General features: G+C 37.2%; 18 protein-coding genes and 5 pseudogenes. 13 read left to right on the top strand and 10 right to left on the bottom strand.

What is annotated here, in order from left to right:
• The first annotated feature begins 87 nt into the window (after window positions 1-87).
• The 8 genes from F908_RS06485 (at window position 88) to F908_RS06520 (ending at window position 8,617) form a co-directional block, all read left to right on the top strand.
• A complete protein-coding gene (locus F908_RS06485; RefSeq protein ID WP_005159461.1) occupies window positions 88-891 on the top strand; it encodes a sulfite exporter TauE/SafE family protein in 804 nt (267 codons plus the stop codon).
• Window positions 892-1,115: 224 nt separating this feature from the next.
• Window positions 1,116-2,102: an acyl-CoA desaturase gene (locus F908_RS06490; RefSeq protein WP_005159464.1), complete on the top strand. Its 987-nt coding sequence runs from the start codon at window positions 1,116-1,118 to the stop codon at window positions 2,100-2,102.
• Window positions 2,102-3,376, top strand: coding sequence for an NAD(P)/FAD-dependent oxidoreductase (locus tag F908_RS06495; protein ID WP_005159478.1), 1,275 nt, complete (start codon window positions 2,102-2,104; stop codon window positions 3,374-3,376). Before F908_RS06490 ends, F908_RS06495 begins: the two co-directional genes overlap by 1 nt.
• Before the next feature lie 16 nt (window positions 3,377-3,392).
• A complete protein-coding gene (locus F908_RS06500; protein ID WP_005159481.1) occupies window positions 3,393-4,208 on the top strand; it encodes a DUF1365 domain-containing protein in 816 nt (271 codons plus the stop codon).
• Window positions 4,183-5,382, top strand: a complete 1,200-nt coding sequence (locus F908_RS06505; protein WP_005159483.1) for an SAM-dependent methyltransferase — start codon at window positions 4,183-4,185, stop codon at window positions 5,380-5,382. The genes F908_RS06500 and F908_RS06505 overlap by 26 nt, the downstream gene beginning before the upstream one ends.
• Window positions 5,383-5,419: 37 nt before the next feature.
• Window positions 5,420-6,199, top strand: coding sequence for a DUF1295 domain-containing protein (locus F908_RS06510; protein WP_005159484.1), 780 nt, complete (start codon window positions 5,420-5,422; stop codon window positions 6,197-6,199).
• Window positions 6,200-6,208: 9 nt separating this feature from the next.
• Window positions 6,209-7,258 carry an SAM-dependent methyltransferase gene (locus F908_RS06515; protein ID WP_005159485.1) on the top strand — a complete coding sequence of 350 codons (1,050 nt, stop codon included), beginning with the start codon at window positions 6,209-6,211 and terminating at the stop codon, window positions 7,256-7,258.
• Between the two features lie 30 nt (window positions 7,259-7,288).
• Window positions 7,289-8,617, top strand: a complete 1,329-nt coding sequence (locus tag F908_RS06520) for a sensor histidine kinase (protein ID WP_005159486.1) — start codon at window positions 7,289-7,291, stop codon at window positions 8,615-8,617.
• A gap of 5 nt (window positions 8,618-8,622) precedes the next feature.
• Here F908_RS06520 and F908_RS06525 read toward each other — a convergent pair whose 3' ends face one another.
• From F908_RS06525 to F908_RS06540, 4 genes are read right to left on the bottom strand one after another with little or no spacing between them, the layout of a single operon-like run.
• Window positions 8,623-9,309, bottom strand: coding sequence for a response regulator transcription factor (locus F908_RS06525; protein WP_005159494.1), 687 nt, complete (start codon window positions 9,307-9,309; stop codon window positions 8,623-8,625).
• An 11-nt stretch (window positions 9,310-9,320) separates the two neighbouring features.
• A complete protein-coding gene (locus F908_RS06530; protein ID WP_005159495.1) occupies window positions 9,321-9,821 on the bottom strand; it encodes a chalcone isomerase family protein in 501 nt (166 codons plus the stop codon).
• 59 nt (window positions 9,822-9,880) lie between these two features.
• Window positions 9,881-10,249, bottom strand: coding sequence for a hypothetical protein (locus F908_RS06535; RefSeq protein ID WP_005159496.1), 369 nt, complete (start codon window positions 10,247-10,249; stop codon window positions 9,881-9,883).
• Window positions 10,250-10,297: 48 nt separating this feature from the next.
• Window positions 10,298-10,864 (bottom strand): hypothetical protein, encoded by a 567-nt coding sequence (locus F908_RS06540; RefSeq protein WP_005159499.1) that lies wholly within the window; start codon window positions 10,862-10,864, stop codon window positions 10,298-10,300.
• Window positions 10,865-11,034: 170 nt separating this feature from the next.
• Here F908_RS06540 and F908_RS06545 point away from each other — a divergent pair.
• Window positions 11,035-11,427, top strand: a pseudogene (locus tag F908_RS06545) (IS1 family transposase); the annotation flags it as partial.
• 131 nt (window positions 11,428-11,558) lie between these two features.
• Here the strand turns inward: F908_RS06545 and F908_RS06550 are convergent.
• Together F908_RS06550 and F908_RS06555 are read right to left on the bottom strand one after the other, a co-directional pair.
• Window positions 11,559-12,386, bottom strand: coding sequence for an SDR family oxidoreductase (locus tag F908_RS06550; protein ID WP_005159506.1), 828 nt, complete (start codon window positions 12,384-12,386; stop codon window positions 11,559-11,561).
• 37 nt (window positions 12,387-12,423) lie between these two features.
• Window positions 12,424-13,140 carry an enoyl-CoA hydratase/isomerase family protein gene (locus F908_RS06555; protein WP_005159507.1) on the bottom strand — a complete coding sequence of 239 codons (717 nt, stop codon included), beginning with the start codon at window positions 13,138-13,140 and terminating at the stop codon, window positions 12,424-12,426.
• Between the two features lie 118 nt (window positions 13,141-13,258).
• Here F908_RS06555 and F908_RS06560 point away from each other — a divergent pair.
• Window positions 13,259-14,322, top strand: a pseudogene (locus F908_RS06560) (helix-turn-helix domain-containing protein).
• Here the strand turns inward: F908_RS06560 and F908_RS06565 are convergent.
• From F908_RS06565 to F908_RS16180, 3 genes and pseudogenes are all read right to left on the bottom strand, one after another.
• A complete protein-coding gene (locus F908_RS06565; protein WP_005159513.1) occupies window positions 14,319-15,731 on the bottom strand; it encodes an aminotransferase-like domain-containing protein in 1,413 nt (470 codons plus the stop codon). The pseudogene F908_RS06560 and the gene F908_RS06565 sit on opposite strands and share 4 nt — an antisense overlap.
• A gap of 61 nt (window positions 15,732-15,792) precedes the next feature.
• Complete coding sequence (locus F908_RS16400) at window positions 15,793-15,915, bottom strand: hypothetical protein (RefSeq protein ID WP_256731757.1); 123 nt, start codon at window positions 15,913-15,915, stop codon at window positions 15,793-15,795.
• A gap of 62 nt (window positions 15,916-15,977) precedes the next feature.
• Window positions 15,978-16,294: pseudogene (locus tag F908_RS16180) on the bottom strand (cytochrome ubiquinol oxidase subunit I); the annotation flags it as partial.
• Window positions 16,295-16,445: 151 nt separating this feature from the next.
• On the opposite strand from F908_RS16180, the gene F908_RS06575 reads away from it, so the two are divergent.
• The 3 genes and pseudogenes from F908_RS06575 to F908_RS16255 form a co-directional block, all read left to right on the top strand.
• Window positions 16,446-17,270, top strand: a complete 825-nt coding sequence (locus F908_RS06575) for a hypothetical protein (RefSeq protein WP_005159514.1) — start codon at window positions 16,446-16,448, stop codon at window positions 17,268-17,270.
• A 44-nt stretch (window positions 17,271-17,314) separates the two neighbouring features.
• Window positions 17,315-17,488, top strand: coding sequence for a cbb3-type cytochrome oxidase assembly protein (locus F908_RS16080; RefSeq protein ID WP_005159516.1), 174 nt, complete (start codon window positions 17,315-17,317; stop codon window positions 17,486-17,488).
• Between the two features lie 224 nt (window positions 17,489-17,712).
• Window positions 17,713-17,796 (top strand): annotated as a pseudogene (locus F908_RS16255) (hypothetical protein); the annotation flags it as partial.
• Between the two features lie 69 nt (window positions 17,797-17,865).
• Here the strand turns inward: F908_RS16255 and F908_RS15915 are convergent.
• Window positions 17,866-18,028: pseudogene (locus F908_RS15915) on the bottom strand (IS701 family transposase); the annotation flags it as partial.

Below are 18,028 nucleotides of genomic sequence, written 5' to 3' on the forward strand. Positions count from 1 at the left end.
TCAAATACTTAGTCCTGATTCAGAGCTGAGTTAGGGCAGTATTTTCTCCAGAAATGGGTTCATCCTTGTACGAGGACATTGCATATCATGTGGTTATTAGTCTTAGAAGGTCTTGCGATCGGATGTTTACTTGGATTGACAGGCGCAGGTGGCGGTATTTTGGCTGTACCAGCATTGATGGCGAGTCAAGGATGGACGGTGTCTCAAGCTGCACCAGTAGGTTTGTTGGCAGTAACACTTGCTGCATTTGTTGGCATGGTTCAAGGCTTATTCAAGAAAATCGTACGTTATCGTGCCGCAATATGGATCGCTTTAATCAGCTTGCCATCAGCACGTTACGGGATTCATCTTGCGAGTATTATTTCTCCAGTTTGGTTAAGCCTTGGTTTTAGTATCGTGATGATGATTGTGGCTTATCGTATTTTCTTCAATAAGGTGAATGATTTTGAAGATCCACCGTGTAAGGTGAATCAATCAACAGGGCAACTGATTTGGAATGTTAAAACTGCTTCAGTGTTGGGTATTATAGGCATAATTGCAGGTCTATTAACTGGATTATTAGGAGTTGGTGGCGGTTTCGTGATTGTGCCAGCTTTGCGTAAAGTCACTGATCTAGATATGCGTAGTATCGTTGCAACGTCACTGATGATCATTTTCTTAATTGGTGGTGTAAGTATTTCAATACACATCATAGATGGCTTTCAGTATCCAATCGTTGTAACTGTTAGCTTTGTTGTGGCTTGTATTATCGGCATGCTAATTGGCAGAAGATTAATCAGCCTGATTGATATCAAAACGGTACAAGAGGTATTTGCTGTAGTGGTAATTTGTGTTGCGATTTATTTGGTGATTTCAAGCGTATCGAAAATCTTGCCCATGATTTCACTTTAATTATATTGCTATCTATTTGACTTTTAGTTTCTAAAACTGAGCCTAGACTCAAACGATGAGGTTTTGAGTTTAGGTTAAAAAATATATAAATTTATGTTTCCTATGTAATTTTGTATTATGATGCTAAGAGTTCACTAGCATGCCTAAAAGGATGCTTCACATAAACTTCATATGATTTCTATTAATATCATAAATATAAAAAGAGATTGGGTCAGGAAGAATCAATGTTTAAATTTTTTCTGCGATGGATGGATAGTTGGTCACTGACTGATACTTTAGATAAACAGCATATTCCTTTTCAAGAAAGCTCAAAAGATACCAAGATTCAGTGGATTAGAATTTTACCATTCATTTTGCTGCATATCGCTTGTCTTGCAGTTTTTTGGGTGGGTGTGTCTTGGTTTGCTATAGCATTCATGCTGTTTTTTTATTTTATTCGTATGTTTGCGATCACTGCTTTTTTTCATCGTTATCTTTCGCATAAAACCTTTCAAACTTCGCGTCCAATACAATTCTTTTTTGTGTTGATCGGAACCATGAGTGCACAGCGAGGGCCTTTATGGTGGGCAGCTCATCATCGTTATCATCATCGTTTTACTGACACAGATCACGATCCGCATTCATCTACACATGGATTTTGGTACAGTCATATTGGATGGTTTTTAAATGAACAGAATTTTTCTACACGAAAAGAAGTCATTAAAGACTGGCTAAAGTTTCCTGAAATTGTTTGGTTAGACCGTTTTAGTTTACCTGTGGTCTTGTTCACTGCTTTTGCAATTTATGGTTTAGGTGAGTGGTTGAGTATTGCTTATCCGAGTTTAGGTACTTCAGGCTTACAGCTATTGGTATGGGGATTTGTGATTTCAACTGTTTTGCTGATTCATGCGACTTTATGTATCAATTCACTTGCGCATTTGTATGGCAGTCGAGACTTCGAGACGAAGGATAACAGCCGAAATAATTTATTTTTATCGATTATTACATTGGGTGAGGGCTGGCATAACAACCATCATTATTATGCTGGGAGTACTCGGCAAGGTTTCTTCTGGTGGCAAATCGACATTACTTATTACATTTTAAAAATGATGTCTTTTTTAGGTCTGATTTGGGGAATTAAACCTGTACCACAACGTATTTATGATACCCATAAAAGTCATCAATTAAATCTCAAAATAAACACAAGTAAAATTCAAAGCGAGGAGTCTTGATGAAGATTGCAATCGTAGGCTCTGGTATTTCAGGTATATATGCTGCATGGAAATTATTAAAGCAGCATGAAGTGACAATCTTTGAGAAAGAACAGTATTTCGGTGGACATACGGATACACATGATCTTTGGATTGAACGTAAAAACGTTGCTGTAGATAGCGGTTTTATTGTATTCAATGATTATAATTATCCTCTATTCAGTGCCATGCTTGCCGAATTAGGTGTAGAAGCACAGAATAGTGATATGAGCTTTTCGGTCAACAATCAAGTGACAGGGCTTCAATATAATCCATCAAAAAAATGGTCACTATTAACTCGACCTCAGAATTTTTTAAATAAGAAATTTCGGATCATGCTGTCCGACTTGATTCGTTTTTATCAAGACAACAAAGATATTCAGTTAGATCAGTGCAACGCTGAACTGAGTATCGAAGACTATCTGAATCAAAATGATTATTCAGAGGTATTTCGCCAAGAACATTTATATCCAATGTGTGGTGCATTGTGGTCAAGCCCAGTGGATCAGGTTGGAAATATTCCCTATAAGTTTGTCGTAAGCTTTTTTCAACATCATCGTATGTTGCAATTGGAAGACCGCCCTCAATGGCAGACAGTAAAAGGTGGTTCAGCTTCTTATATACGAGCGATTCAAAAAGCTTGTCCATCAATTATTTGGAAAAAAGCGCAAGTTCAACAAGTGATTCGTGAAAATGATTTAGTTCATATTGTCACGAATCAAGAACAAGAAACTTTTGATTGGGTTGTGTTTGCGAGTCATGCTGATGATACGTTAAAGCTGATTCAAGATCCTTCGGCAGATGAGCGAGATGTATTAGGTTGTTTTGATTATCAAGATAACTTTATGGTGGTACATTCTGATACTTCGATTATGCCGAAGCGTCAATCTCAATGGGCAAGTTGGCATGTGCATGTCACTGCTCAAGAGAAACATCAAAAAAATAGCAAAGCTCATCAAGTACACTATGGATTTACTTACTGGATGAACAGCTTGCAGAAGCTACCGTGTAAGACTCAGATCTTTTCTACACTCAATCCGAATATGCCGATCGCAAAAGATAAGATTTATGTCGAACGTCGTTACCGACATCCTGTTTTTGATAAAAAAACAATTGAATCACAAGCGCGTTGGGATTTGATCGATGGTCAAAACCGCAGTTCATTCTGTGGGGCATATTGGGGTTGGGGCTTTCATGAAGATGGGGCGAGAAGTGCTCAACGTGTAGTCGATCAACTATTAAAATTGAACGGCTAAATTTGGAGGTGATCACATGTTTGAAGATTCACTTTCCATAGCCAAAGCTCAGATTAGACATCGGCGCTTTTATCCTAAAGCACACGATTTTGAGTCTAGTTTGAGCTATTTATGTTTTGATCCAGATCGTATCGAACAAAACCTAGATCGTTCATGGCTTTGTTCAACTTCGCGTTGGAATATCTTAAATCTTTATGAAAATGATTTTCTAAAAGGCTATACAGGTTCGATCAGAGAACGAATTAAGAAAATCCTTTTGCAGCAAGCGGATACGATTTTATCAACTCAATCAGAAATTCGTGTGCTCGCATTGCCAAGAACTTTAGGATTTAGTTTTAATTCAGTCATCTTTTATTTTGTACTCAATCCTCAAAAACAACCTGTTTTCATATTGAGTGAAATCACCAATACCCCTTGGAATGAACGTAAAGTTTATGTGCATGACTGTCGTCAAAAATTAAAAGAGCACAGTCATTTCAAAAGTTATGAGTTCGAATTTGAAAAGAGTTTTCATGTCTCTCCATTCATGCCAATGGATATTCAGTACAAATGGCGATTTAACTTTTCAGATGAACAAAATGTGATTCATATGCAGCTTTATCAATCAGATAAATTTATCTTTGATGCAACGATGCGTTTCACTTTAACCAGCATCACAGTTCCTTCACAACTGAATCGTTATGCTATTCATCATATCTTTGAACCTTTCAAGATGTTAGCTTCGATCTACGTTCAAGCTTTTCATCTATGGCGAAAGAAAGTTCCATTTTATCGGCACCCTAAAAAAGATAAGGATTTAAAACAACATGATGAAAACGCTTATTTTCGGTGAACAGGATTCACTGCCTTTGGTTCTTCGAAGCTTGCTCAAACTTCGTCATGGACAAATTCATTTTCGTGGAGAATGGAATGGTACCGTGGGTGAGGTTTCTGATTTAGAAGCGACGATAGAGATTCATAATAAAGAATTGATTGATCTGATTTTTAAAAACGGTGTACTTGGTGTAGCTGAAGGTTATATTCGCGGTTATTGGAGCAGTGAACACCTCGTTGAAGTCATTCAAATTTTGGCGAGAAACCGTCATGTGCTTGATAAGATTAATCAGAATGTGATTTCTCAAGCCAGCCAACTTGTATTAAAAGCTTGGTACAAAACACGTAAAAATTCATTGTCAGGAAGTCGAAAAAATATTGCAGAGCATTACGACCTGAGCAATGACTTTTTCAAACTCTTTCTTGATTCTTCCATGATGTATTCCAGTGCTGTGTATAAGCACAAAGATATGACTTTAGAAGAAGCATCGGATTATAAAAAAGAACTGATTTGTCAGAAGTTACAGCTCAAACCTATGGATCACTTGGTTGAGATCGGGAGCGGTTGGGGTGGTTTTGCGATTTACGCTGCTCAGCATTATGGCTGTAAAGTGACTACGATTACGATTTCTCAAGCACAATATGATGAAGCAACCAAACGTATCGCAGATGCGGGCCTTAGTCATCGTGTCGATGTTCAACTCAAAGATTACCGATTGTTAGAAGGCAAGTTCGACAAATTGGTTTCGATCGAAATGATCGAAGCTGTTGGTGAGCAATATTTATCGACTTATTTCAATAAATGTAGATCTTTATTAAAACCGAATGGTTTGGGCTTGATTCAAGCTATCACAATTGAAGATGCACGTTATAAAAAAGCTTTGAATACCGTGGATTATATTAAACGCTATATTTTCCCAGGAAGTTTTATTCCGTGTATCAGTGTTTTAACTCAAGCTGCATCTGAACAACAGTTACGTTTAAAACATCTTGAAGATATTGGCTTGAGCTATGCAGAAACGATTCATCAATGGCGTGAGCGTTTCTTAAATGCCAAAGAACGCGTTTTGGCTTTGGGATTTGATGAGAACTTTATTCGGATGTGGGATTTCTATCTCTGTTATTGCGAAGGTGGCTTTAAAGAAGGCGTGATCAGTGATGTACATCTTCTATTTGAAGCAAGCCCTTATTAAAAAATCAAAGATTTTTTAATGCATCAAGGAGGTGGTTATGTTGTGGCAATTATTTTTACTTGATGCCGTTGTGATGACGCTTTGTTGGTTGTGGGCAACAGTAAACCATCGTGCAGGTATCGTAGATGTCGCATGGAGTTTCTGTATTGTTCTCAATATTGCCATTACAGCATTGTTTGTTGAGATCGCTCCGTTAAATGTCAGATTGTTTCTCGGCGTATTCAGTTCAATATGGTTCTTGCGTCTAACTTTGCATCTATTCCGTCGTTATTTAGCTGAGCATGAAGAAGACCGTCGATATGCCAACATGCGTAGAGCAATGGGCAAATATCAACATTTTGGTTTCTTTGCTTTTTTCATGTTTCAGGCTGGATTAGCCATTTTATTTAGCATTCCTATGTGGAGCTTGCTCAATGTGCCAAGCATGTCTTGGAGCATGGATACCAATGATTATCTGATTATTGCAGGTCTAATTATGTTTGTTGCATTCGTCGGTGAGACGGTTGCAGATCAACAATTATATCGTTTCAAGCAAAATCCCAATAATCATGGCAAAACAATGGATCAAGGTCTGTGGAAGTATTCAAGGCATCCAAACTACTTCTTTGAATGGCTGCATTGGTTTGCTTATCCCATCATAGGATTAGCGGCAGGATTATTAAGCTTGTGGATCTATCCAATTTTGATGTGGTTATTCTTGTATTACATCACGGGTATTCCATTCAGTGAGCAACAAGCATTAAAAAATCGCGGTCAAAATTATCTCGATTATCAAAAACGAACTTCAATGTTTATTCCGTGGAAACCCAAACAGTAGGTACTGCACATGGACTTTATTATTCAAAAATCTTTAAAACTCGTTGAAAGCGGTTTAGTTCCAGATCAGGCAATTCGTGCAGCCATCCGTGCATTGAGTAAAAAGCGTTTGATTCAAGAAGGGCGCTATGATCCTGAGCAAGGTGCACAGCGTTATATGGACGTGCTCAATATGTTGAAGCACAGTGAGATTGCGATTGAAACAGACAAAGCCAATCAGCAACATTATGAGTTGCCGACTGCTTTCTTTCAGGCTGTCTTAGGCAAACGTTTGAAATATAGTGCCTGTTTCTTTCCACATGACCACACCACATTAGATGAAGCCGAAGAATTTGCACTGCAAATATATAGCGATCGTGCACAGTTGCAGGATGGTCAAGAGATTTTAGAATTGGGCTGTGGTTGGGGATCATTTACCCTATGGATGGCTGAGCGTTATCCAAATGCGAAGATCACAGGTGTTTCAAATTCTGCAACTCAACGTCAGCATATTTTAGCTGAAGCTGAAAAACGTAATTTGAATAATATTCAAATCATCACTTGCGATGTCAATGTGCTTGAATTAAAGACCAATACGTTCGATCGTGTAGTTTCGGTTGAAATGTTTGAACACGTTAGAAACTATCAGAAACTCTTTGAGAAAATTCAGTCTTGGCTTAAAGCAGATGGGATGTTGTGGTGTCATATTTTTTGTCATCGTTTCTTACATTATCCATTTGAAATTAAAAGTGAATATGATTGGATGTCACGTTACTTTTTTACGGGTGGTCTGATGCCATCAACGTCTACATTCTTACATTTCCAAGATCATTTAGAGCTATCTAAACATTGGCAATGGTCGGGTACTCATTACGAGAAAACAGCGAATGCTTGGTTAGAAAATATGGATCGCAATGTCGAACAATTAAAACCACTTTTTGAACAAGTTTACGCTCAAGATGCAGAAGCATGGTGGCAACGTTGGCGTATTTTCTTTATGGCTTGTGCAGAATTATTTGGGTTTGAGCAAGGGCAAGAGTGGGTTGTCGGTCACTTCCTGTTTAAAAAGAAAGTCGTATAATTAAAGATAGCTCTGTAAGTAGATCAGCCAATGTTTAGATCGAAACAAAATGACGGAAATAATCATCCACTCGGTGAGATGTTTAATCGCTATTATTGGTTGCAGATCGGGCTGATCGCACTTTCAATTATTATTGGTATTGCTTGTAGTGCATGGGTGATTAAAGGTTCATTACTCAAAACTGCGCTTGAACAAGAAATGGAACATTATTGGATACGTGTTGATCGTAATCCAAATGCCGATCTTCCAGACACTAAAAATTTATATGGCTATCGTTGGTCATCAAACAAGCCTCCGCAACCACTTCGTGATTTGACTTTACAGCAAGGTGTGCATCGTATTTTTGTAGATGGCAAAGATCGTATGACTGTTTATGGCGAGCGCAATGGTCAGCATGTGTTGTTGGTGTTCGGTGAAAGTAACGTCAATAAAATTGTTTGGATGTTTGGTCTTGCGCCATTAATGTTTAGTTTGATTGTGCTCTATAGCATTTTATGGTGGTCAAATCGCCGTGCGAAACGTTATTTCTCACCGATTACCCGTCTTGCAAATGCGCTAGAACTAATAGACTGGGTTCATCAAAGTAAAGAGGCTTCTCCATTTCAAGATATTAGTACCAATGGCAACATGGAAGCAGAATATCTAAAACAGGCATTAGAAAAGTACCATGAAGTATTGAGTGAGTTTATTCATCGTGAACGCGAGTTTACGGGGGATGTTAGTCACGAATTACGTACCCCTTTGACGATTTTGAAAGGTAATGTCCAAATCTGCCAAGCAAGATATGGTAATGATAAATCATTGAACCGTATAGCAAATACCATTGAGGACATGCAATTACTCGTAGATACTTTACTTGCAATTGCACGTAACACGACCAATACCCTAAATGCTGAGCAAACCCGATTATCTGCCATTATTACTGATCTCGTTCATGATTTAGATATGGTGAGCCAAAGTAAAGGGATAGAGATCTTGGTGCAGTATGATGATTCAGAATCAACACGTTTATTATATTCATCAATGACAAAAATGGTGTTTAGCAATATTTTGCGTAATGCGCTAAATTATTCTCAAGGCTCAAGTATTCATATTATTCAACAGAAAAATAGCATCATCATTGCCGATAACGGCATTGGAATTAGCCTACCAGATGAATTAAAAGTTCGAGAGTTAAGTCGTAGTCAGCTAAAACTTAATCCTAAAGGACATGGCATAGGTCTGCAGTTAGTAGAAAAACTATGTATGCAACTAGGCTGGAGAGTCGAGTTGTTCGATCGTCAATATTATTTAAATACACATACTGACCTTGAACTGCCGAATACAACAGGATTAATTGTTGTGGTATATATGAATTAAAGCACTTAATCCTCAAGTGCGATTTTTAAACCAACACCCGAAATCGTATGAATGAGTTTTTGTTGAAAAGGTTTATCCACCATTTTACGTAAATTATAAATGTGGCTACGTAAAGCATCACTTTCAGGCTCTTCATCACCCCAAAGCTCAATAATAATTTCTTGTTTGGTTATTACTCTTGGTGAGTTTCTCATTAAAATTTTAAGTAATTTAAATTGAATCCGTGGTAATTCAATGTGTTGCCCTGCACGAATAATGGTTTGTGTGGAGCTATCTAAAATTAAGTCATGGATTTGAATTTTATTTTTGGAAACTTCGCCTAATGAACGTTTAATTAGGGCACGAATTCGCATGACTAATTCATTGAAATCAAAAGGTTTAACTAGATAATCATCTGTACCTGCAACAAAACCTTTCAATTTATCATCTAAGGTGTCACGCGCGGTAAGCATAAGCACGGGAATATCCATACCTTGTTCTGTTCTTAACCATTCGCATAAATCGTAACCAGAGCCATCAGGTAAATTTATGTCTAATAAAAGCAGATGATATGCCTGTGTTTTAAGAAAATTACGTGCAGCATCCAAGTTACGCGCATGATCAATTACAAAACCATGTTCCTCTAAAAACTCACATACAGTTGCCGCAAGTTCATAGTGGTCTTCAACCATCAGGATAAATTGGTTGCTCATAATAATATCCACTATGGATTAAGTAATTGTTGTTTTAATTTAGCATTAAAAGGTGAATTTCCAAACCAAATTTTAAAATACTGATTTGCTTTTCGATCTGTAATCGCACCGAGAGTCTTTTGATTTAAAGATAATGTAAGTGTATTGCTATTTTGATTGTAACTGAGGCTATAGAGATCACCTTTTTTTACAGGGTGATATAATTCTGTGATGTTATTCAGTGGTGAGTTATCTGAGAAGTCTGCAATATTTTTCTTAAGGAAATGAGTCGCTGCGCGTTTAAATGCCCATTCAGGAATGTTTTGACGATAAGAAAAGTCTAGGCGTATGTTTTGGTTTTCCCAGTTTTTTTTACAATCCTCTGCAAAGTATGTCACTGAACCAACAACTTTTCCCGTAACAATTAGTGGGGCATTCCGACAAGTTTGAACACTTGCATGCACTACATGAGTACCTACTATTAAGTTAATGGCACAAAATGAAAATATTTTCTTCGTTAAATTAGAATTCATTTTTAGCTCCATTGTACAAAGAAATACTCAATTCAAAGCTTATTTAATAAGATATATTTTTAATAGGCATAAAAATTCAGATTTTTTTCAATACGTTCAATTTCGTAACGTGCATAGGCAGGATTTGTTAGAGTATGATCTAAAATTGCATATAAAAATAGGTTTTGATTACTTTCAAGGGGAGTAATCATATGATATTGATTGTGTAAACTGATAAATATACCTTCAAGATAATCCATTGGATCAAACTGATGTGTCAGCTTTATTTGCATGTTATATATATTGGTAACTTCAAGTATAGCACTATCTATATTTATATGATGATCTCCTATAGATTCTAATATAGCACCATCATAATTATCTATCACAGCAAGGAAGATTAAACCATCAATGTGACTAAATTGATTTAATAAGAAATTATCGTTCATATATATCACCCTTGAATTATTACAAATTTATGATGGCCGAATTTTAAACTATTTTTTGAAAGGTAAAACTAGAGAGTAACCCTTTCCAATATATGGTAATGAACGATATAAGCCATTGGCAGGATCCCAATAATCTTGTTGAAAAACTATTTGGCTAGAGGAGTTGATTTTGATTTCGCTTATGCCATACGATGCCATAGTTTTAATACGACCAAACATTTTAAAATCATAAGCCATATACCAATGTATATAGGCTGAATCTTTTTGATAAGTGGCACTAATAAGTTTAACATTGACGTTACTCACATGCTCATTCATACCTGAAAAATGTTTTACCAAATCTTGTTTGTTCGAAAACTGGGATAAGGTGTCATTAATGTATAGGTCATTAGCATAAAGTTGGCTTGCATTTTTAATAAAACTTGGTGTTCCAAGCGTATTGAATGCTGAAGTGAACCGCTTACCGATTTCAGTCGCTTGTTCTTGCGTCAAAGCAATGCCAGATATTTCTTTACTTGCTTTGCTATAGTCAGGTGAATAGCTTGGTATACTTTTACACGAAGCTAAAGAGAATAAGGCTAATGTTGAAACTGCTAAAGTTCGTATAAATGCCATGCTCGTAAACTCATTTCATTTTATAAATAGTTTAAAGCGCGTTATGTGAATCTGATGTGAACTGATTATTAAACCTAATACGTTATTCATAGCCTAAGAAAATAATTTCTTGGTGGTGTTTCAAAAAATATGCTGAAACAAAGCAGGTTGAATTTTGATAAAATAGAGAAATGCGAATAACTCTAGAAATCAAATGTCCAACCTGCCTCAGTGACAGTATCAAGAAAAATGGCATCAAAGTAGATGGGAAACAAAACTATCAGTGCAAAGACTGTAAACGTCAGTTTATTGGTGACCATGCTCTGAGCGATCTAGGATGTAATTCAGGCATTAGTATCGGTAAAGTTTTACGTACTTTAACCGAATCGACCTACCAAATTCAGCCTAAACAAAGTCATTATGAGTCTCTTGAAGTTGATGAGTTTTGGACTTTTGTGTGAAATAAAAATAATAAACAATGGCTTATTTACGCCTACCATCGAGAAATAGGTGAGATTGTTGCTTATGTTTGGGGTAAAAGAGACTTAGCTACAGTTCAACGATTGAAGAAAAAGCTTAAACAATCTGCCTTCATTTTAGGTTGTGAGCGTATTTTAAAAGCACGTAAAGAGCGTGGCATTTTCCCGGGTTAATTTTCTTTGCTTTTGAAACGACCTTAAGACACATGTTTTAAGGTCGTTTTTTCATTGTTGGATCAATCTAAAAAGAAATCTTTCTGTAAATTGGTATTTCCAGCGACACATGCATATTGAGAAAAGTCAGTGATGCCAATACGAGACAAAGCTTGTTCATCGGTCAGGCTTTGTCCTGTAAGTTCACCTCTAGCCGTGCTATAAATCGCAAAAGCTGCATCTGCCATGATCTCTGGTTTACGGCTGACCTGTAAGGTATTTTCTTCGCCTAGATTCTTCGAAACGGCTGCGGTTGCGATATAAGTTTCAGGCCAAAGCGTATTACATGAAATACCATAGTGACGGAATTCTTCCGCCATGCCTAAAGTCAAAATCGTCATACCGTATTTAGATAAAGCATAAGGTGCAAGCATCCCAAGCCATTTTGGCGACATATTTACAGGCGGTGATAAGCTTAAAATATGTGGATTTTCAGATTGCTTTAAAAAGGGCAATGCAGCTTGTGCGCAGATAAAGGTTGCACGATGATTAATAGTCTGGATCAAGTCATATTGTTTTAATGAGGTGGATTCCACCCCCATTAATGCAATTGCACCTGCGTTATTAATCAGCACATCAATTCTGCCAAAGGCTTTGGCGGCTTGTTGAATAGCGGTATGAATTTGTTGCTCATCTCTAACATCTAGTAACAGTGGCAATGCTTTGCCGCCTGCAGCTTCAATTTCTTCAGCCACACTATAAATTGTACCTGTTAATTTAGTGGTCTCGACTTCGGTTTTTGCTGCAATCACGACATTCGCACCTGCCTGAGCTGCTTTTAACGCAATTGCTCTGCCGATACCTCGACTGCCGCCCGTAATAAAAACAGTTCTTCCTTGCATATTATTCATTGATATTTCCTAGATTTGAGTTGTTGTAAACGTTGAATTAGATCATAAAAGGGTGAGCAAATTTTTCAGGATCATAGAGTTGGCGTTGCTTGGCAATCTCTACAATTCGATGGCGGAGCTGACGTTTGATCACGGCATAGGTTTGGCGGTGTTTTTGTGCCATATCCTCTGCAAATTTAAACACTTCATGACTTAATGCTTCGATCGGTTCAATTTGGTGAACGAGTTGGGATTGTAGACATTCAGTGCCTGTCATGGTTTTGCCTGTCAAAGACATTTCCCAAATTGCATGTTGATTAGGAAGTAGTTGCACAATTTCAGCAATGATATCTGTAAAAGGAATGCCCAGATGGACTTCTGGAAAGCAAAAACGTCCTCGATCTGATCGCATAAATCGGAAGTCACAAGCAGACGCGAGAATTGCACCGCCTGCATAAGCATTACCACCGATTTCAGCAATTACAGGTAAGTTGAGTAATGCTAAACGGAGCAACATATTTTCAAGTTGCAGGGTAAAGGCTTTTTTACCTTCCAACGATTGTTGCATTAACCAAGCAAGGTCTAAGCCGTTACAAAAGGTTTTAGGATGCTCACTTCGAATAATTAAACAGGCATTATTTTTATCACTTTCAATTTCATCAAAAATAGCAAAATATTCTTCTAATACCGCTTTATTTAAAGCATTTTCCTGATTGCCATTCGTCAAATTCAGCACATAGGTCGATTGCTGTTTATCGAGTGTCATGCTTGCCATTTCAGCAATTCCCCATTGTTTTAGTCATCAATCTTGAGGTTATTATTTCGAAGAAAATGCTCGCTCAATAGGGGAGACTATGCCATATTAATGATCATTTTAGGACATAGGATGTGTCATGCGTGATCCTTTTGGATTGTTTCAAGAAACCATCTCTGTTTCTTATGCCCATGTATTATTAGAAATCGTTTATGAATATGGCATCGATGCACACATTGTTTTGCATGGAACGGGATTGATTCCGGCTGAAATGCAACAAGCCGATGCCAAGATGAGTGCGCATCAATGGTCAAAATGGTAGTAAATGCGTTACGATTGACGGGGAATCTGCGTCTCGGGATTGAATATGGGTTTAGGTTACGTCCAACTTCGCATGGAGCTTTAGGGTTTGCATTTCTCAGTTGTGCGGATGTTGAAACGGCGTTAAGCCTTTGTCAGCAGTATTTTTGTACTCGAATTCAAAATTTTATCCCTGAATGGCACATTGATGAAACGTTTATCTATGTTTATCTAGATGATGTTCATCCAGTGAAATTAGGTGATGCAGAACAATCTGATCGGTTAAGACATTTTTTGATCGAAAGTTTATTATTTGGAGCAATTCATTTTCTCACTTTATTTTCTGACAAAATTGCAGAAAGTTGTGAGGTTTTTGTGGATTGGGCAGATGCTCAGAATTATGAAAAAATTGATTTATCCCAGATAAAGATTCATTTTAATCAAGCACGTAATGGTTTTCGATTTTCTAAAAAATATTTACATTGTAAGAATTTGAATGCAGATCAAGTTGCATTCCAACAGGCTATTTTGTATTGTGAAAATGAAAAGCTTAAACTCGCAAAAGAAAGTACTCGGGACTTACAAAAAAGTATTCGTTCCGAGTTGTTATATCATTCCAGTCATGGTTATCCCTCACTTCCATTGATTGCACAGCGCTTAAATATGTCAGAACGAACGATTAAGCGGCATTTGCAAGCACAGGGCACCACATTTTTGCAAATCTTGGCTGAGGTTCGGTTTAATCAAGCCAAGAAATTACTACAACAGCAGCAATATAGTATTCAGGATATTGCTGGCTTGGTAGGGTATGAAGAAGCCACCAATTTTATTCGTGCCTTTAAAAAGACGTTTGGGGAAACACCGAGTCAGTATCGCAAGAATAATCTATCCAAACTGAATTAATTGGGTATTTGACGTTGAATCGTTGTAATGAATAACTCTAGCGAATGCTGAATTTGCTCTGTCCATTCAAAAGAACAGTTCATACGAATAAAATGTTGATGTGAGGGCAACACATTAAATAAGGGACTTGGCGCAACACCAATATGATGCTGAATCAGTTGCTCATAGATTTGCATACTACTGACTTTGTCAGGGAGTTGAATCCACAAAAAATAACCATTTGGATAGTTATACACCTTACAGTCTTTCGGTAGATGTTGTTTGAGATATTGAAAAAATTGCTTTTTATTCTTTTCTAAGGCACGTCGCAGAGTTCTTAAATGCTTTTCATAATGATGATGAGAGAGGAACTCCACCAGCGCATTTTGAATCAGCGCATTGGCAGAAATAGTACTCATCAATTGTAAATGTTGAATATGTTCAGAGAATTTACCTGCATAGACCCAGCCCATACGGAAACTTGAACCTAAGGTTTTAGAAAAAGAAGAGCAGTGTAATACCAGATTTTGTTGGTCAAAATACTTCATTGGCAATGGTTTTTGGCTGCCATAAAACATTTCTTCATAAACATCATCTTCGATTAAATGAATTTGATGTTCATGCAACAATTTAGCGATTTTATATTTGATGTCATCGCTGACAGTAAAACCAATTGGGTTATGTGCATTCAGCATAAACCAACAGACTTTGATTGGATAATTTTTGATGACTTGTTCAAAAGCTTCAATATCAAAGCCATGCTGTGGATGTTCTGGGATGGTGATGACTTTTAAACCCAAACGTTCAGCAGCTTGCCAAGCACCATAAAAAATTGTTTGTTGTAATAAAATATAATCGCCAGGTTGTGTAATCGCTTGTAGTGAAAGATTTAATGCTTCTAGTCCACCTGATGTAATGACAATGTCATCTGCATCGGTTGGAATGCCTTGCATACAATAGCGTTGCGCAATCAGCTTTCTGAGTGCCAAATTACCGGGAGGTAAATTTGAAGTTTGGTCATAACTATGGCGATTGCGGGAAAGTTGTCCCATGATCTGAATCAGTTTTGGGGGATACAGCAACTGACTGTCTGGAAAGGCAGAACCTAAGGGGCTGACGTTGGGAGATTGAATTGATTTGAGATATTTAAAAACGAGTGAGTTAATTTCAATTTTTGGATTTAAAGACACCACTGAATAGGCTTGTGGAATCTGAATATGATTTTGCTCAGCCACAAAATAACCTGACTTTTCTTTTGAATAAATCAGCCCTTGTGCTTCCAGTTCTTGGTAAGCATTCATTACGGTAATCAGACTGAAACCTGATCGTTGTACTTGCTCACGTAAAGAGGGTAACTTGGTGTGTGGCTGCCAAGAACCATTTTCAATAAGCAGTTTCAAGTTATGTGCTAATTGTTCTGATTTATACATAAAATAAAGTAAATCCGTATTGATGGAATAGATCTCATCTAAAAGCTATTCCACCCATTTTTTAATAAGCAAACATCAAGAGTAATCTAAATAGACCTGCAAAGATGGCGAGTGCAAAAAATCCGACTAACCATAAGATTATAAACCATTGGGCTGGATTTAAATGCAGCGATTTTATTTTCATACAAAGCTCCTAGTGATAGCCTTCATCACCAATACGGACTTTATTCCGAAATACTCAGTACGACTTTCTATGCTAAAGTCTTGCGGTGTTTGCATCCAACTGTTAGAGGATACTATCCAAAACATGGAAATACAGGTGCCGATTGCAACCATGAGGGTAGCAAAAAATGCGCTTTGGGGTTGACCCGTCCCCAACCAAAGAGCATGATGCCGAGGAACCCCGCATTATAAATGGGATTTTGACTACATAGCCATTTGCATTCCAGCATAGCAAGAAAACAAGCGAGACCAATCGAGGTGGCAGGAAAGATAATGTGAAATGAAACAGTAAATGCAAACTGTATTCGAGCTAATTCTAAAGCAGTTAGACCAAGATCCATAAATGATCTGTTATATTTTTTTAGCGAAACTCTGTAGCTATTCAGTTGTTTGTACCTGATTCAAAATAGCATCAAGCAACGATGCAGTGTGTTAAATATTGATCAAGCATTGTAAGTCGTTTGAATGACACTAATTCGGACTGAATAGCGTATGACTATGTTTATCACTAAAGAACTTAATGCGTTGACTCAGCTTTTTCAAAGCAAAGTCCCTTCGCAAGCGGTACAACAACAGCTAAGTCTAGAATATGTAAATCTGGAAGCCACTTTATTAAGGGGCAAGGTACTGAGAGATTTTTCTAAGGAGAAGGTCGCTTATATTGCTCAAGCTGAAATAGTGGAAAATGATAATAATCTCGCCTATTTATTTGCACCATTTATGATTGCTAATTTAAATCAGCCTGTGATTTATACCACGCCAGTCTCATCCTCTGTACTTAAGATATTGAATCAATACTATCAAGCTGAGAAAAGTGTCAATCTTAAAATCGAAGATGTCATCCACAGCCTCAAGCTTTATATCGAGCTGGTCGATGATGCAAAAGCAGAGCAAGATTTTCTGTTCCGTTGTTTAGTCAAAGCATTGTGTCGTACGGATATTTTTCATATTTTCTTGGTTACACATTTATCTTTAGATCAGCAACAGATTCAAATCCTAGAAGATTATTTTGATGTAAAAATTGATGTGATTCACGCTGATCGTAGGCCAAGCATGCTCAATGATGAATTGATTGATATGCGTAGGCTGCTATTTAAAAACAAAGATGAAGCACACAAAAGCTTGTGTACTTTGTTTTCCAGTCTTAATGCAAATCTAGTCGCAAAGATTGGTCAGTTTAGTCCGACCCAAGCGGCACATTTAATCGAGGATATGTTCTATTCGGAACATATTTTTGAAAAGTTATCGGTCTATGCCGAATACATGCAAACCCGAATTCAAAATGGCGCTAGTTTTAAGGCTCTATCCACTATGTAAATTGTTATGAATTAAATTTTAGTCTTTCAATGGGAGCAGAACTTATGTCTCAACAGCAATCAAGATTCCCATACCTTGCGGTTGGAATCAGTATTTTATTGGGTTGTTTATTTTTAGTCTTTTTCTTTCTGGCTGTGAGCAACCAACCTGATTATATGCCATCGCAACAGAAGCAAAATGCTGCTCATGTACAATCATCAGCTCAATCGAAGCAATAGCTTATGTTTTTTAATCCTAAGCTTGGTTTTTGTCTTTTACTGGTGATTTTGAGCAATTGCCAGTAAGTTTTTTGTTTTGGGCTTGGTTGTAATTGTTAAAATCAAGAGAGATTTTAACGCTCTAATTGATCGAATCAGACAAATCAAGAATAGAAAAGAAGCATAATTCATGTTAATCCTATCTGTAGCAAATGTTAAAAAATAGCTCAGATGAGGGCAACATGATTGATAACTCAGAACAAACCATTCATAAGCAAGAAAATACTAATTTTGCCAGAATTGAACCCTATATCCAACCCGCAGGTGGATAGGGCGCATTACTGAGAGTCGCTCGAAATCTAAAAAGGCAAGATATTTAAAATAGGACTTACGCACTATCATTTATAGATTCTCTGTGGTAGCAGATGATTTTTATCGAGAATAAAGTCATCAATGAAGTCTTTGATGATTGGTCTAAATAAGTTCTTTTGCCAACGATATACATTTTCAAAGATCCGCTCAAACTGGTTCTTTTGTATCTCGACGTAGGCCATCAAGGCT

This window comes from Acinetobacter sp. NIPH 284 (assembly GCF_000369425.1).
GTDB lineage: Bacteria > Pseudomonadota > Gammaproteobacteria > Pseudomonadales > Moraxellaceae > Acinetobacter.

Coding starts and splice junctions, on each gene's coding strand:
- F908_RS06510 (WP_005159484.1), top strand. CDS start 5,420: ATGTTGTGGCAATTATTTTTACTTGATGCCGTTGTGATGACGCTTTGT.
- F908_RS06565 (WP_005159513.1), bottom strand. CDS start 15,731: ATGTATAAATCAGAACAATTAGCACATAACTTGAAACTGCTTATTGAA.
- F908_RS06550 (WP_005159506.1), bottom strand. CDS start 12,386: ATGAATAATATGCAAGGAAGAACTGTTTTTATTACGGGCGGCAGTCGA.
- F908_RS06515 (WP_005159485.1), top strand. CDS start 6,209: ATGGACTTTATTATTCAAAAATCTTTAAAACTCGTTGAAAGCGGTTTA.
- F908_RS06500 (WP_005159481.1), top strand. CDS start 3,393: ATGTTTGAAGATTCACTTTCCATAGCCAAAGCTCAGATTAGACATCGG.
- F908_RS06555 (WP_005159507.1), bottom strand. CDS start 13,140: ATGGCAAGCATGACACTCGATAAACAGCAATCGACCTATGTGCTGAAT.
- F908_RS06540 (WP_005159499.1), bottom strand. CDS start 10,864: ATGGCATTTATACGAACTTTAGCAGTTTCAACATTAGCCTTATTCTCT.
- F908_RS06535 (WP_005159496.1), bottom strand. CDS start 10,249: ATGAACGATAATTTCTTATTAAATCAATTTAGTCACATTGATGGTTTA.
- F908_RS06485 (WP_005159461.1), top strand. CDS start 88: ATGTGGTTATTAGTCTTAGAAGGTCTTGCGATCGGATGTTTACTTGGA.
- F908_RS06525 (WP_005159494.1), bottom strand. CDS start 9,309: ATGAGCAACCAATTTATCCTGATGGTTGAAGACCACTATGAACTTGCG.
- F908_RS06505 (WP_005159483.1), top strand. CDS start 4,183: ATGATGAAAACGCTTATTTTCGGTGAACAGGATTCACTGCCTTTGGTT.
- F908_RS16080 (WP_005159516.1), top strand. CDS start 17,315: ATGTCTCAACAGCAATCAAGATTCCCATACCTTGCGGTTGGAATCAGT.
- F908_RS06495 (WP_005159478.1), top strand. CDS start 2,102: ATGAAGATTGCAATCGTAGGCTCTGGTATTTCAGGTATATATGCTGCA.
- F908_RS16400 (WP_256731757.1), bottom strand. CDS start 15,915: ATGAAAATAAAATCGCTGCATTTAAATCCAGCCCAATGGTTTATAATC.
- F908_RS06520 (WP_005159486.1), top strand. CDS start 7,289: ATGTTTAGATCGAAACAAAATGACGGAAATAATCATCCACTCGGTGAG.
- F908_RS06530 (WP_005159495.1), bottom strand. CDS start 9,821: ATGAATTCTAATTTAACGAAGAAAATATTTTCATTTTGTGCCATTAAC.
- F908_RS06575 (WP_005159514.1), top strand. CDS start 16,446: ATGACTATGTTTATCACTAAAGAACTTAATGCGTTGACTCAGCTTTTT.
- F908_RS06490 (WP_005159464.1), top strand. CDS start 1,116: ATGTTTAAATTTTTTCTGCGATGGATGGATAGTTGGTCACTGACTGAT.